Below are 14875 nucleotides of genomic sequence, written 5' to 3' on the forward strand. Positions count from 1 at the left end.
ACTTCAGCAAGGAGCACTGCCGCATGGGCACTCTGGACCTCCTGCCCGAGGACGAACAGTTCATCGTCCGTACCGTGCACGACTTCGTCGAGAAGGACGTGAAACCCGCAGTCCAGGAGCTGGAACATGCCAACGCCTACCCCGACGCCCTCATCGAGCGGATGAAGTCCCTCGGAGTCTTCGGCCTCGCCGTCCCCGAGGAGTACGGCGGCACCCCGGTCTCCACCTCCTGTTACGTCCTGATCACCGAAGAGCTGGCCCGTGGCTGGATGAGCCTGGCCGGGGCGATGGGCGGCCACACCGTGGTCGCCAAGCTGCTGTTGCACTTCGGCACCGAGGAGCAGAAGCGCCGATACCTGCCGAAGATGGCCACCGGCGAGATCCGCGCGACGATGGCGCTGACCGAACCAGGCGGCGGCTCGGACCTTCAGGCCCTGCGCACCGTCGCCCGCCACGACGCCGACGGCGGATACGCGGTCAACGGGGCGAAGACATGGATCACCAACGCCCGACGCTCCGGGCTCATCGCCCTGCTGTGCAAGACGGACCCGGACGCCACTCCGGCGCACAGGGGCATCTCGGTCCTGCTCGTGGAGCACGGACCGGGCCTGACCGTCTCCCGTGACCTGCCCAAGCTCGGCTACAAGGGCGTGGAGAGCTGCGAGCTGTCCTTCGAGGACTACCGGGCGCCGGCGGACGCACTGCTCGGTGGCGTGGAGGGCAAGGGCTTCGCACAGATGATGAAGGGCCTGGAGACCGGGCGCCTCCAGGTCGCCTCCCGCGCGCTCGGGGTGGGCCGTGCGGCGCTGGAGGACGCCCTGGCCTACGCCCAGGAACGCGAGTCGTTCGGCAAGCCGATCTGGAAGCACCAGTCCATCGGCAACTACCTGGCCGACATGGCGACTTCGCTGACCGCGGCGCGGCAACTCACCTTGCATGCGGCACGAGAGGCTGACGCCGGCCGCCGCGTGGACATGGAGGCGGGCATGGCCAAGCTCTTCGCCTCCGAGACCGCGATGCAGATCGCGCTCAACGCCATGCGCGTGCACGGCGGTTACGGCTACTCCACCGAGTTCGACGTCGAACGGTACTTTCGCGACGCCCCGTTGATGATCGTCGGCGAGGGCACGAACGAGATCCAGCGCAACGTCATCGCGAGCCAGCTCGTCAAGCGCGGAGGGCTGGATGCGTGAGGACCGTCACGGGAAGTCGCATGCGAGCCTCCGCACTTCAAGTACGAAATCATATATGATTTCAGTTAACGATTAATGGGAGGGTGCATGCTCGAACATGCGCGCATCGAGGAGATCGTCGACGAGTTGGCCAAGGCGCGTCACCATCGCACGGTGGTGCCTCTGCTGACGGCCCGCAACCCCGGAATGACGGTCGAGGACGCCTACGCCGTGCAGGAGCTGTGGTCGCGGCGGCGTGAAGAAGAAGGCCATATCGTTGTCGGACACAAGATCGGGCTCACCTCCCGGGTGATGCAGGAGGCGACCGGGATCACCGAGCCGGACTACGGTGTCGTCTTCGACGACATGGTTCTTGAGAGCGGCGCCGACCTCTCGCACGACGAATTCTCCAACGTGCGCGTCGAAGTCGAACTGGCCTTCGTGCTGAGTCGGCCCCTCACGGGACCGCGCTGCACGGTCTTCGACGTTCTCGCCGCAACGCAGTACGTCGTACCGGCGATAGAGATCCTCAACTCCCGCGTCGAGCTCGCGGGACGGACCATCGTCGACACGATCAGCGACAACGCGGCCATGGGAGCCATGGTGGTCGGTGGCCGTCCCGTGCCCGTCGACGACCTCGACCTGCGGCGCGTCGGCGCGCTCCTCTACCGCAACCAGACCATCGAGGAGACCGGCCTCGCCGCCGGCGTGCTCAACCACCCCGCCAACGGAGTCGCGTGGCTGGCGAACAAGCTGTTCCAGCACGGCACGACGCTCAGCGCCGGCCACATCGTCCTCTCCGGATCATTTACCCGTCCGCTCTGGGTCGAGCGTGGTGACACGATCCATGCCGACTACGGCAACCTCGGGGCGGTCACATGCCGATTCCTCTAGCCCCGTCATTCGGCTCGGTGCTCGCCGAGGCGGACCGGACACTGATCGGGATGTGGGTCTGCAGCGGCAGTCCCCTTGTCACCGAGCTCTGCGCCGGCAGCGGCCTCGACTGGCTGCTCATCGACACAGAGCACAGCCCCAGCGACCTCATGACGCTGCTCGGCCAACTGCAGGCGACGAACGCCTACCCGGTCACCGCGGTGGTACGGCCCCCCAGCGCCGACCCGGTCACGATCAAGCAGTATCTCGACCTCGGCGTGCAGAACTTGCTGATCCCGATGATCGATGACGGTGCACAGGCCAGGGAAGTGGCACGAGCCGCCACCTACCCACCGGAGGGGATCCGCGGGGTCGGCAGTGCGCTGGCCCGCGGATCTCGCTGGAACCGGGTCCCGAACTACCTGGACCGGGCCCGGGAGACGCTCTCGGTGTACGTGCAGGTCGAGTCCGACTCCGCCGTGAAGAACGTCGCGGACATCGCCACCACACCCGGCATCGACGGCATCTTCGTCGGCCCCTCCGATCTGGCCGCGTCCATGGGGTTGTTGGGCCGACAGGATCACCCTGATGTCGTGCACGCCGTCACCACCTGCATCACGGCCGCGAGGCGTGCCGGAAGGAAGGTCGGGGTGAACGCGTTCGCTCCCGCCCTCGCCCGGCGCTACATCGACGCGGGTGCCGACTTCATCCTGGTCGGCGCCGACGTGGACCTGCTGGCGCGGGGCAGTGAGCGGTTGATGTCCGCCTACACGGGAGGAGGCCCGTCGTGAGCGCGACTTTGGACGCCGACGTGCGGGAAAAGTTGCGGCAGACTGCTGTTGCCACGATCAGCGCGGAGCTGCGTCGACGGGGCTACCCGGACATGTCGGTCGACGGCGTTCACTCCCGTGTGCCGGGCAGCAAGCTCGTCGGCCCCGCTCGAACGCTTCGCTTCGTCGCCTACCGACCCGACCTCTCCGATGAGCACGGGTCCGGTTACAACGCCCAGAAGCAAGCCTTCGATGGTCTCCGGGCCGGTGATGTACTGGTGATCGAGGCGCGTCAGGATCCCACCACGGGGACGTTCGGTGATGTTCTCGCCCTTCGCGCCAAGGTGCTCGGCGCTGCCGGAATCGTCAGCGACGGAGGTGTCCGGGACTCGGCCGCCGTCGCCGACATCGGCATTCCGACCTTCACCCGGTCGGTTCACCCCGCGGTCCTCGGCCGCCGCCACGTGCCCTGGGAGAAGGACACCACCATCACGTGCGGAGGAGTGGCGGTCCAGCCCGGGGACATCGTGGTCGGAAACGACGACGGTGTCGTCGTCATTCCGGCGCACCTCGTCAAGGAGGTGGCCGACGCCGCGGCCGAGCAGGAGAAACAAGACGCCTGGGTGGCAGAGCGGATCGCGGAAGGGAACCCGATCGAGGGACTTTTCCCTCCTGCCGGCCACTGGAAAGACGAGTTCGACAAGTGGCGCGAGAGTCACTGACGATCCACGGGAAAAAGAGGCTTGAAGGAGCCGGCTCGTGAGCGAAAACCCAGATCCTTGCACCCTGACCGCAATGAGTAAAGCCAGCCTGTTCGACTCGCGCGGAGCTTCGCCTATAATACGGCTATGACGGAGGGGAAGAGTCGGCAGAGCAAGTCACAGCCGATGAGCGACAAGGCCTTTGAGACACTCCTTGACGCCATCGTGAGCTGCGAACTGGCTCCGGGTACGTGGATCAAGGCGTCCGAGCTCTCGGAGTCGCTTGGCCTGGGCCGGACTCCGATGATGCAGGCGCTGCAGCGTTTGGAGGCGGCTGGGTTCGCCCGCCCGGTGAAGCGCAAGGGCTGGCAGGTCACGCCGATCACGCTGCAGAGCGTCCACGACATTCTCGAAGCCTTCCAGTTGACCGCCCCGGGGCTGGTGGTGTTGAGCGTCCGCAACGCCACCGATGAGCAGATCGCCAGGCTGGGTGAATTGGTGATGGCGTGGGCACCGGGCCCTCGCCCGTCCGAAGTCATACCTGACCTGAGGGCAGCTCCGATCCGTTACCTCGTCCAGATTTGCGGCAATCCGATGATGGCGGGAATGGCGCTTCCCTTGGCGACGCATGTGGAACGGGTTCTTAATTTCGGATTGTCGCAGGAAGATCTGAGTCATCCCAATTACATCCACTGGCGCAACGCGCTCAATGACGCTATGGCGAACCGCGATGAGAAACGTGCCCGGGAGGCGGTCGTCAATGTGATCCAGAACGGCATAACGGGGATTATCGGGATTCTTCAGGGCGCACAGTCCATCCGGTCGGTTCCCCTGGAGATCGAACGCGCCTCCTGATCAGATCGAGATCCCGCCGTCGACGGGCAGTACGACGCCGGTGACATACCCCGCTTCGCGGGAGGCGAGGAAGCCCACCGCGGCGCACATCTCGGAGGCCTCGCCGAACCTGCCCATGGGGATGCCCGATGCCAGTTCGGCCTTCTTCTCGTCCGGGACGGAGGCGACCATCCGGGTCTCCGCATTGGGAGAGATCGCGTTCACCGTGACCCCGAACCGGGCCAGCTCCTTGGCCGCGGTCTTGGTGAACCCGATGATGCCCGCCTTGGCGGTGGCGTAGTTCGCCTGACCGGTGTTGCCGTGCAGCCCGGTGTAGGAGGTGACGTTGACCACGCGGCCGTAGCCCCGGGCTCGGAAGTGCGGAACGCAGGCACGGGTCAGCCGGAAGGTGCCGCCGGCGTGGATGGCCAGGACGCTCTCCCAGTCGTCGTCCGTGAGCTTCCACAGGACCTTGTCGCGCAGGATTCCGGCGTTGTTGACGATGACATCGATCCGGCCGGTCTCGGCGATGATCCGCTCCACGGCCTTGTCGATGTCCTCGGTGCTGCTGACGTCACCGGGAACGGCCCGTGCTCCGACCTCGGCCGCGGCCTTGCGGACCTCCTCGCCGTCGTAGTCGACGAGGAAGACGTCGGCACTGGAGTCGGCGAAGAACCGGCCGAGTTCGAGACCGATGCCTCGCGCACCGCCGGTCACGATCACGGTCTGGCCGGTGAAGTCGAAGGACAGGTTCATCGCGAGTTCTCTCCAGACAGGGGCTTCATGAGGTTCATAAGGTTCATGCGTGTCAGAGAAGTTCGAGGAGCGTCGCGTTCGCCTGGCCGCCGCCCTCGCACATCGTCTGCAGGCCGTACCGGATGTTCTCGGCGCGCATGTGGTGGATCATGGTGGTCATCAGCCGGGCACCCGAGCCGCCCAGGGGGTGGCCGAGTGCGATGGCACCACCACGGGGGTTCACTCGGGCCATGTCCACGTCGAACTCCGCCGCCCAGGCCAGCACCACCGAGGCGAAGGCCTCGTTGACCTCGAAGACGCCGATCTCGTCGAGGCTGACTCCCGACTTGGCCAGCACCTTGTGTGTCGCCGGGATCGGGCCGGTCAGCATCGGCATCGGAGCGGAGCCGGTGACGACCGCCGTGTGGACGCGGGCGAGGGGCGTCAGGCCCATGGCCGCCGCCCCGTCGCTCGTCATCATCAGCAGCGCGGCCGCTCCGTCCGAGATCTGCGACGAGTTGGCGGCGGTGATCCGGCCGTCCTCGCGGAAGGCCGGGCGGAGCGTGCTCAGCTTGTCGACGGTTCCGCCGCGTCGTATGCCCTCGTCCGTCGTGACCATCGTGTCGGCCGCCACGACGGGTTCGATCTCCGCGGTGAACAGCCCGGCATCCGTGGCGATGGCCGCGCGCTCGTGTGAGCTGAGCGCGAACTCGTCGAGCTGGGTCCGTGACAGACCCCACGCGTCGGCGATCATCTCCGCGCCGATCCCCTGGTTCGGGAACTCGGGGCCGTAGCGCTTGATATAACGCTCACCTATCGGATTGCCGGTGGCGGCCGCAGATCCCATGGGGACCCGCGACATGTTCTCCACTCCCCCGACGACGACCACGTTGTAGTAACCGGCCATGAGGCCTGCGGCACCGAAGTGCACGGCCTGCTGGGACGAGCCACACTGACGGTCGACCGTGGTCCCGGGGACGGACTCGGGCCAGCCCGCCGACAGAACCGCGGTGCGGGCGATGTCGAAGGTCTGCTCCCCGACCTGGCTGACACATCCCCACACCACGTCGTCGATGAGCGCCGGGTGAATTCCGGTGCGTTCGACGAGAGCCTCGAGCACGTGGGCGGACAGGTCGGCCGGGTGGACGGTCGACAGTGCGCCGCCGCGCTTGCCCACGGGGGTGCGCACGGCGGCGACGATGACGGCGTCGTTCATGATCTGCTCATTCCCTCGGGATTCACCGCAGCTCGCGCCGCAGGATCTTGCCGGCCGGACTCCTGGGCAACTCGTCCACGATCTCGATGACACGCGGGTACTTGTACGCCGCCAGCCGTTCCTTGCAGAACACGGTGAGGGCCTCCGGACTGGTCGTCCGTCCGGGTGTGAAGGACACGAACGCCTTGACCGTCTGCCCCCGGTATTCGTGGGCGACGCCGATCACCGCGGCCTCGCGCACGGCGGGGTGGCTGAGGAGGACGTCCTCCACCTCTCTGGGCCACACCTTGTAGCCGGAAGCGATGATCATGTCGCTCTTCCGCCCGACCAGGTAGAACCAGCCGTCTTCGTCCATCATGCCTATGTCGCCGGTGTGGAGCTCACCGTCGACGATCTTTTCCGCCGTGTCTGCCGGCTTGTTCCAGTAGCCGGGGGTGACCTGCGGACCGGAGACGACGAGTTCGCCTGTCTCGCCCGGGAGCAGTGGCGTTCCGTTGTCGTCGATGACACGCACGGACGTGTTGAAGACGGGGAGGCCGACCGACAGGGCGCCCGTCCCAGGGTCGACGGGCGCCGCCACACCCAGCGGTACGGCGTGCGTCGGCGAGGTTGTCTCGGTCATCCCGTAGCAGTTGTGGATGTTCATCCCGGTGCGGGCCAGGATCCTGTCGCGCAGTGGGGGCGCGATCGGGGCGCCGCCGGAGTAGACCGCCCGCAGCGACGCGAAGTCGTCCTTCGTGGTCCCGGGGAGCCCGGAGAGATGGTTGAAGGCGGTGATGGCGCCGACGGTGAATGTCGGCCGGTGCTCGCGGATCGCGTCCAGGACGACCCTGCCCTCGAAACGGTGGGCGAGTACGAGTTTCGAGCCGACCACCAGGGAGACGCAGACGTGCCCGACGAGCCCGGTGATGTGGAACAGCGGAGCGATACCGAGGACGACGTCGCCCTGGCTCAGCTTCATCCACTCGCGGTAGGTGTGGGTGTTGAAGGCCAGGTTGCCGTGAGTGTTGATCGCCCCCTTGGGCACTCCGGTCGTGCCGGAGGTGTAGGTCAGGACCGCCGCCTTCTCGGCGTTCACGCTGACCGGTGCCGGCCGGAGGCCACGATGCCGGGAGAACACGTCCGTCAGCCGCACGGCCCCGGGGGCCGCGGATCGCTCACCCACGGGAAGGACTCGCTCGTCGTCACGCTCCTGGTCGTCGCGTGCGGATGCCACGAAGACCTGCCGGACCTGGGTCTGCCCGCTGTCGAGTACGTCCCGGGCGACGGACAAGTACAGGTCGTCGAGGCTCAGCAGGGCCGTCGCGCCCGAGTCCCTGAGCAGGTAGGACAGCTCGCGCGCCGTGTTCATGGGGTTGACGAGAGCGGCGATACCACCGGCCTTCCACGCGGCGAGGAGGCCGACCACGAACACGGGGTTGTTCTGGGTGTGGATCGCGAGCCGGTCGCCGGCAGCGAAGCCGCCTTCCGTCAGGGCGACCGCCAGGGCGTCCGAGCGTTCGTCGAGGGTGCGGAAGGACAGGGCACCGTCGAAATAGGCGATCGCGGTTCTTTCGGGGAACTTGGTGGCAGTGGTCGCGAACAGTTCGAGCATCGACTCGGACTCGGGGTTGATCCTCTGCGGAAGATCAGCGGGATACGTGGTCAGCCAGGGCTGCCTGTTCACCGCCGATCCTCCGGCGCTGCTACGACTTCGTTCCGGAGCACCCCGACGCCCGACACCTCGATCTCGGTCACGTCTCCGGGAACCAGAAGACGCGGAGGCTTCGCGACGAGTCCGACCCCGCCCGGGGTTCCCGTGGCGATCACGTCGCCGGGAGCCAGGGAGGTGAACCCGGTGACGTACCCCAGAATCGCCGTGAAATCGAAGACGAGTTGATCCAGTGTGGCGTCCTGCCGCAGCTCGCCGTTGACCCGGGTGGTGAGCCGTACCGATCCGAGGTCGTCGAACTCGTCCAGCGTGACCAGGTACGGACCGAAGGAACCGACGCCGCGGAAGTTCTTGCCGGGCAGCCACTGGCTGTTGTGCAACTGCCAGTCCCGTACGCTCAGGTCGTTGTAGCACGACAGTCCCGCGATCGCCGCCCGGGCGTCGGCGTCCGTTTCGATCACCGACACATGACGGCCGATGACGATCGCGACCTCCCCTTCGTAGTCCAGCTGCCTCGTGTTCGGCGGATGGACGACGGGGCGTTCGTGACCGACCTGAGTGTCGGCGAACCGGCTGAAGATGGTCGGGTGCTCCGGTTTCTCGGAGTGCCCCGTCTCCTCTCGGTGGTCGACGTAGTTGACCCCCACACAAAGGATCTTCGCCGGGTCCGGGACCGGCGGGAGGTATTCGATCTCGGCCAGCGAGTGGGTGGCCTCGCGACCGGCGCTGAGCCGCTCGAGACGGCCCGTGAGATCGCGTTCCAGAAGTTGCCGGATCGAGGTGGCCTCTCCGCCGAGCGTCTCGGCGCCGTCGATGACGCCGTCGGACGACAGGACGCCGAATGACACCCTGTCGCCGATGCGATACGTGAGCAGCTTCATCGGTGCTTCTCCTCATAAAGTCTTGTCTCGGAAGCGAATGCGACGAGGTACCGGTCGGCTGTCCGGTCGGTCGGCACCGCGTTGGACGCGGCGGCCGAGTCGTGCAGTGATCGGGCGTTCTTGCCATGCGCGCGGACGTGATCCGCATCAGGCATCCGCCCGACACGATGTTCTTCGACTGGGGAGCGCATCCCGGCCACATCGAGTCCGACGACTTCTCCGCTCTCCTCGAACTCTCGGCCGCGACCAACGCGCCGGGCGTCCGGCGAGATGCTCGGCGGTCAGGCCGCGGTCGGCTCTATGGCACCCGTATAGCGGCGGCGGTGGAACACCAGCGGTACCTCCCCCGGTGTCGCATCGAGGTCGGCGACCTCACCGATGACGATGAAATGGTCCCCCGCCTCGTGCAGAGTCGTGATCCTGCAATCGATCCACGCCGCCACTCCCTCCAGCACCGGCGAGCCGGTCACCGGCGCCGGACGCCAGGACAGGCCGGCGAACTTGTCGGCGCCACTGGTGGCGAACGCCTGGGAAACGTGCTGCTGGTTCACCGTCAGCACGTTCGCGCAGAAGGCGCCGGCCTGTCGTATCCGGAAGAAACTGGTCGATGTCACCGCGGGCAGAAATCCGACCAGCGGTGGATCCATCGACACCGAAAGGAAAGTGCCGACGGCCAGCCCCACCGGCTCGCCGCGATCCAAGGCGGTCACCACTACAACGCTGGTGGGCACCGCCGACAGGACGTCACGGAAACGGGTGGCTTCCAGGGGCGCCGCGCCCCTGCCTGAGCGGCTCTGCGCAGCCGGCGATGGTATCGGTGTCATCCTTGCTGTCCTTTTCAGGTCAGGTGTGCGCCGTGTCGTCCCTGAAAGAGCGCGGTCGGCAGCACCTCAGCGGCGAACAGCGTCATGTGCAGTGCCCCGGCTCGATGCCGGACGGCTCGGGCTTCCAGCCGAGTAGTTTCGCCGCCCTGTAGCGGCCTACGGCGTCGGCGAGGCTCATGCGACGCGAGCTCGGCCCGCCCGCATGCGACGGCGAGCCCGAGGAGGGGGCTCGCCCTCATGGTTCCTCGGGGTGGTGTGACCATGCGGTACCACCTCCTCTGGTACGCGTGCCCTGCCGGACCGGCAGGGCTCAGAGCCGCATGGGAACGGTCCGACGACCCCGACGCGTCCAGTCGAACGTAACATAGACATGTCTAACTTGAGAATAAACATTTCTATTGACAGTTGAGATCTGTCATGTTGCGATCTGAAACAGCTCAGCGGTCCACCGGATGCCCGTGGGCCCGCCTGTTGGAGGACATCATGATCGAATTCGATCCAGCCCGTGCCGCCGTGATCAACGTCCACTGGCAGTACGACATGGTGGCGCCCGAGGGCGCTTTCGGAGCGTTCTTCGCCGAGGGCGTGCAGCGGCGCGGTGTGGTCGCCAAGGCCGGCCTGCTCTCCAGGGCGGCCAGGTCCGCGGGAACCACCGTCATCTACCTGCGGGAGGCATTCCGGCCCGGCTACCACGATCTGATCGTCAACTGTCCCCTCCATGCCCTGGTGGAACAGAACAAGGCCCTCGTTGACGGAACCCACGGTGCCGAACTCATCGAGGACATTGCGCCTGAGCCCGGCGATGTGGTCATCACCCACACCACCGTCAGCGGCTTCCACGCCACCGAACTCGACCACGTACTGCGCGGGAAGGGCATCGACACCGTCCTCTTCACCGGCGTCGCCACCAACTACTCCGTCGAGAACACGGCCCGCGATGCGGTCAACCACGGCTACCGCAGCCTCATCGTGTCCGACGCGTGCTCGACGAGCAGCGACGAGGCACACCAAGCCACCCTGAACACCTTCACGCTGCTGGGCGATGTCGTCACCACCGAGGATGTCGTAGCCGCCTTCTCCCGATAGGACCCGCACATCAGGCGAACGACACGACGGAGGAGTAGGCAGATGTCACCCACCACACCGCGGACGCGCATGCAGTACGTCCGACCTTTCGACCCGGACAAGGCCTTCGACACGGGGTTCCCCGGCTATCGCGCCCAGTTCCTCTCCCACCTGGAGAGCGCGATCCTGATCAACAGCCACATCGAGGAAGGCGGTTGCGGCCCCGGCCTGCACTACCACCACGTCGACCAGCTGTACTACCTGGTCGAAGGAAACATGAACATCCAACTGGGCCACGAGGTCCAGCACATCGGCGCGGGCACCCTGGTGTTCATCCCGGCCGGGCTGGCACACCGCAACTGGAACGACGGTCCGGGTGCCGAGACCCACTTCGAGATGCTGATCCCCGCTCCCGCGCCGATGGCCCAGTTGGCGTACATGGTGGACACTCCCGAGGACGTACCGGTCGCCCACCGCACCGACCAGCGCGGTTACACCCGTCGCGTCGATCCCGAAGCCCTGACGGAGCCGTTGCCGGGTCTCAAGCTGCTCCCTCTGGCAGGTCCCGCGACCGGCGCCCAGCACGCGGTCGTCAACTACTTTGAAGTCGCTCCGGGCGGAGCCGGGCCAGGCACCCACATCCACGCCTTCGACCAGTACTTCCTGGTGCTGGAGGGGGAACTGACCGTCGAGGTCGCTCTGGAGAAGCATGTCGTCGGCCCCCGCACGCTGGTGGTGCTGCCCGCCGGTGTCCCTCACCGGCAGTACAACGCCGGCACCGTGACCGAGAAGCACCTGGCGCTCCTCACACCCGCACCCGAGCCGGGCAAGCCCTGGGACAGCGGTGTGGACTTCTGCGCCAACGGTGACGACGTCACCGGTCCGCAGTCCGTGTTCGAGCGGGTCGAGGTGGGACAACCATGAGCGGTCTCCATGGTGGTTACCAACCGCGCCCGGAGCGCCTGGCGCTGAAGCGGGGCGCGGTCGACTTCTCCGACGACTCCGGTGTGGCGGCGATCATGAAGCTCGTCGGGGACGCGGAGCTGCCGCCGGTGGCGGAAACCGCCGCCGAGCCCTTCGTCGGGATCACGACCGACGGACAACCCCTCACCGACCTCTTCACCCTTGCCGACGAGGGTGCTCCGACCGAACAGGCGGCGCACAGGGCGCGGCACTATCTGGATCAGCTCACGCCTGAGCAGCAGACCCGTGGCGCGCTGCCGGTCGACGCCACCGAATGGCGACTGTGGTCCAACGCGTTTCTGACGTTCCCCGAACACGGCTTGCTGCTCCAGGAGCTGCCCCTCCCCACACGTGAGGCGGCACTGTCGGTGATCGAAGCCACCCTCACCCCTGCGGGTTATGAGCGCATGCGCGCGGCGATGCGTCTCAACGCCGAGCTGGGCGAACTGGTCGGCATCTACCCGGACACGCTCACCGAGTACTGTTACCGGTTCACACTGTTCGGCGAGCCGTCACGCGACCAGCCGTGGGGCTGGCAACTCGCGGGCCACCACATCGACTTGCACGCGCTCTTCATCGGCGGCCAGCTGGTCCTCACACCGGCCTTCCTCGGTGTGGAGTTCGGCGGTGACACCGTGTTCGCCGACCACCGCCTTCTCGCCCGGGAGTTCATGGACTCCCTGAACGCGTCGCAGCGTGACCGTGCGCTGCTGTACGGCTCGGTGCTGTCCTCCGAGCTACCCCCCGAACTCGCCGGCATCGTCGACGGCCGTCATCGCACCGCAGCGGGCCGCGACAACCGTGTGCTGCCCTACGTCGGACTGGCGGGCGACCAGCTGACGGCGGGCCAGCGTGAGCTGCTGATGTCGCTCACCGACCCCTATCTGGACAACCTGCCCCCACAGCCTCGCACGCACCGCCGGAACCAGATCGAGCGCTTCCTCGACGACACCCATCTGGGGTGGATCGGGAGTTGGGACGAGGGCGCGCCCTTCTACTACCGGGTGCACAGTCCGGTCGTGCTGATCGAGTACGACAACCACGCCGGCATCTTCCTCGACAACGACGAGCCGGAGACGTTCCACGTGCACACCATCGTGCGCACTCCCAACGGCGGCGACTACGGCAAGGACCTGCTGCGCCAGCACTACGAGCACCAGCACCCGCACACGTGACGCTGCACAACTCGTACCGGATAGGAGACCGCCATGGACGTCGGTTTCATGCCCGTCATTCGTCGGCATCCCGAGGAGCTGCGCAGCCTGCAGCAGATCTACCAGGACCACATCGACGACGCGGTCTACGCCGAGCAGCTCGGATTCACCCACGTCTGGTTCGGCGAACATCACTTCTCGTTGGATCAGGCGGCCTGCAGCCCGTTCCCGGTGCTGACAGCGATCGCAGGCCGCACGAGCCGGATCCGCATCGGCACCTACCTGACCGTGCTGCCCTTCCAGCATCCGCTCCTGGTGGCGGAGGAAGCCGCCACGCTCGACATCCTCTCCGGGGGCCGATTCGAACTTACCGTCGGCGCCGGGTCGTTCAACGAGGAGTTCCGCTCCTTCAACGTCGACGCCGCCGAACGTCAAGGCCGCCTCTACGAAGGACTGGACGTCATCCTCAAGTGCTTCACCGAGGACGAGTTCAGCCATCAGGGCAAGTACTTCACTTTCCCCGCCGTGCGGATGACCACCAAGCCGCTCCAGGAGAAGCTGCCGGTCTGGGTCGCCGCCAGCGGTCCCGTCGGAGTGAAGCGTGTCGCGCGCCGAGGACTGAACGTCGCCGGTGCTTCCGCGTTCGGTCCGCAGATCGTGGAACTGTTCGACAGCGAGCTGCGCGCGCATGGGCGCAACCCCGCCGACCACGGGTCAGGGCTCCTGGCCATGGTGCACATCGCCGAGGACGAGGACCAGGCCTGGGCCGAGGCAGCCCGCGGGATCCATCACTGGCTCAGCTGGCTCGCCGGCCACGAATGGGTGGGGATGGAACTCACCAGTGGAAAACCGGATGTGCCCGAACCCGCGAAGCTGCGGGAGTGGGCCGCCAACCCACTGATCCCGTACCACGTCGGCACTCCGGACCAGGTCGCCGAATCGCTGCTCAAGAGGGTCAGTTCGGCTCGACACACGAACCTCGCCCTGTCCTTCCGTCAGGCGTTCATGGACACGGTCGCGGTCCGCCGCTCCATGGACCTGTTCGCCGAACACATCATGCCCGGACTCAGGGCCTGGCAGCACCCCACGAACACCACCTCCGAGTAAATGATCAATGAATACAGGGAGACTTACCATGCGTGCTGCAGTAGTGAACGGTTTCGGCGGACCCGAGGTCGTGGAGATCGCGGACACCGAAGTGCCCGAACCGAATGCGCGGGAAGTGCGGATCAAGGTGGCCGCGGCCGCGCTGAACCCGTGTGACATCGCGGCACGATCCGGTGTCTATGGTGGCGAGGGGCAGCAGATAGGGCTCGGCTGGGACGTCGCCGGGACGATCGACGCGGTCGGCGAGGAGAGCGACTGGAACGTCGGCGACAAGGTCGTGGCGTCCTCTTCGGCCTGGTCAAGCAGCTGGGCACCCATGCCGAATACGTCGTCGTACCTGCGGACGCCGTCGCCAAGGCGCCCTCGACGGTGGACTCGGCGCACGCCGCCACTCTGCCGCTGAACACGCTGACCGCGCTCCAGGCCCTGGACCTCCTGGAGTTGACGCCGGGGCAGTCGCTCCTGGTGACCGGCGCCGCGGGTGCGGTCGGCGGATACGCCGTGCAGCTCGCCGCCCGCCGCGGGATCGTGGTGACGGGGCAGGCGCGCGAAGGCGACGCGGAATTCGTACGGTCGCTGGGGGCAGCGCACGTCACGAGCGGGGAGCCGAAGAGCTTCGACGCGGTCCTCGACGCGGCGATCCTCGGTGATAAGGCCCTCGCGTGGGTTCGGGACGGCGGCGCCTTCGTCGGCCTCCTGCCGCACCTGCTGCCGTCGGCGCAGCGTGGCGTGAGGATCAGTGGTGTCGAGGTGAACGCCGACGGGGCGAGCCTGGCCGAGCTGGTCCGGCTCGCCGACGAAGGGGTGTTGACCCCTCGGGTGGCCGGGACCTACGCCCTCGACGACGCGGCCAAGGCACATGCCCGGTTCGCGGAGGGCGGGGTTCGGGGGCGGCTGGTGCTGCTCCCCTGACAGGCACTGGCTGCCGC

14 protein-coding genes and 1 pseudogene are annotated in these 14875 nt (G+C 66.9%); 10 read left to right on the forward strand and 5 right to left on the reverse strand.

Going from position 1 to position 14875, the window contains the following annotated elements; translation table 11 throughout:
- The first annotated feature begins 23 nt into the window (after positions 1-23).
- The 5 genes from ACFY6U_RS10275 (at position 24) to ACFY6U_RS10295 (ending at position 4371) form a co-directional block, all read left to right on the forward strand.
- A complete protein-coding gene (locus ACFY6U_RS10275; RefSeq protein WP_390036644.1) occupies positions 24-1193 on the forward strand; it encodes an acyl-CoA dehydrogenase family protein in 1170 nt (389 codons plus the stop codon).
- 87 nt (positions 1194-1280) lie between these two features.
- Positions 1281-2066 (forward strand): 2-oxo-hept-4-ene-1,7-dioate hydratase, encoded by a 786-nt coding sequence (gene hpaH / locus ACFY6U_RS10280; protein ID WP_390036646.1) that lies wholly within the window; start codon positions 1281-1283, stop codon positions 2064-2066.
- The gene (locus ACFY6U_RS10285; protein ID WP_390036648.1) at positions 2051-2836 is read left to right on the forward strand and encodes an HpcH/HpaI aldolase/citrate lyase family protein; all 786 of its coding nucleotides are present in this window, start codon (positions 2051-2053) and stop codon (positions 2834-2836) included. Before hpaH ends, ACFY6U_RS10285 begins: the two co-directional genes overlap by 16 nt.
- A complete protein-coding gene (locus ACFY6U_RS10290) occupies positions 2833-3537 on the forward strand; it encodes a hypothetical protein (protein WP_390036650.1) in 705 nt (234 codons plus the stop codon). The genes ACFY6U_RS10285 and ACFY6U_RS10290 overlap by 4 nt, the downstream gene beginning before the upstream one ends.
- 165 nt (positions 3538-3702) lie before the next feature.
- A complete protein-coding gene (locus ACFY6U_RS10295; RefSeq protein ID WP_390036652.1) occupies positions 3703-4371 on the forward strand; it encodes a GntR family transcriptional regulator in 669 nt (222 codons plus the stop codon).
- Here the strand turns inward: ACFY6U_RS10295 and ACFY6U_RS10300 are convergent, their stop codons facing one another.
- The 5 genes from ACFY6U_RS10300 to ACFY6U_RS10320 all read right to left on the reverse strand — a co-directional run bounded on the left by ACFY6U_RS10300 (position 4372) and on the right by ACFY6U_RS10320 (position 9657).
- Positions 4372-5106, reverse strand: coding sequence for an SDR family NAD(P)-dependent oxidoreductase (locus ACFY6U_RS10300; protein ID WP_390036654.1), 735 nt, complete (start codon positions 5104-5106; stop codon positions 4372-4374).
- Positions 5107-5158: 52 nt separating this feature from the next.
- The gene (locus tag ACFY6U_RS10305) at positions 5159-6301 is read right to left on the reverse strand and encodes a thiolase family protein (RefSeq protein ID WP_390036656.1); all 1143 of its coding nucleotides are present in this window, start codon (positions 6299-6301) and stop codon (positions 5159-5161) included.
- Between the two features lie 22 nt (positions 6302-6323).
- A complete protein-coding gene (locus tag ACFY6U_RS10310) occupies positions 6324-7967 on the reverse strand; it encodes a class I adenylate-forming enzyme family protein (RefSeq protein WP_390036658.1) in 1644 nt (547 codons plus the stop codon).
- Positions 7964-8833, reverse strand: a complete 870-nt coding sequence (locus tag ACFY6U_RS10315; RefSeq protein ID WP_390036660.1) for a fumarylacetoacetate hydrolase family protein — start codon at positions 8831-8833, stop codon at positions 7964-7966. The genes ACFY6U_RS10310 and ACFY6U_RS10315 overlap by 4 nt, the downstream gene beginning before the upstream one ends.
- A gap of 281 nt (positions 8834-9114) precedes the next feature.
- Positions 9115-9657, reverse strand: coding sequence for a flavin reductase family protein (locus tag ACFY6U_RS10320; RefSeq protein WP_390036662.1), 543 nt, complete (start codon positions 9655-9657; stop codon positions 9115-9117).
- Between the two features lie 483 nt (positions 9658-10140).
- Between ACFY6U_RS10320 and ACFY6U_RS10325 the strand changes: the two genes are divergently transcribed.
- The 5 genes and pseudogenes from ACFY6U_RS10325 (at position 10141) to ACFY6U_RS10345 (ending at position 14858) form a co-directional block, all read left to right on the forward strand.
- Positions 10141-10743, forward strand: a complete 603-nt coding sequence (locus tag ACFY6U_RS10325; RefSeq protein WP_390036664.1) for a cysteine hydrolase family protein — start codon at positions 10141-10143, stop codon at positions 10741-10743.
- A 42-nt stretch (positions 10744-10785) separates the two neighbouring features.
- Positions 10786-11646 (forward strand): cupin domain-containing protein, encoded by an 861-nt coding sequence (locus ACFY6U_RS10330; protein WP_390036666.1) that lies wholly within the window; start codon positions 10786-10788, stop codon positions 11644-11646.
- Positions 11643-12860 (forward strand): DUF3500 domain-containing protein, encoded by a 1218-nt coding sequence (locus tag ACFY6U_RS10335; protein WP_390036668.1) that lies wholly within the window; start codon positions 11643-11645, stop codon positions 12858-12860. The genes ACFY6U_RS10330 and ACFY6U_RS10335 overlap by 4 nt, the downstream gene beginning before the upstream one ends.
- A gap of 33 nt (positions 12861-12893) precedes the next feature.
- Positions 12894-13946 (forward strand): LLM class flavin-dependent oxidoreductase, encoded by a 1053-nt coding sequence (locus tag ACFY6U_RS10340; protein ID WP_390036670.1) that lies wholly within the window; start codon positions 12894-12896, stop codon positions 13944-13946.
- Positions 13947-13974: 28 nt separating this feature from the next.
- Positions 13975-14858 (forward strand): annotated as a pseudogene (locus ACFY6U_RS10345) (NADP-dependent oxidoreductase).
- Positions 14859-14875: the final 17 nt, after the last annotated feature.

The organism is Streptomyces sp. NPDC013157, from assembly GCF_042899865.1.
Classification (GTDB): Bacteria; Actinomycetota; Actinomycetes; order Streptomycetales; family Streptomycetaceae; genus Streptomyces.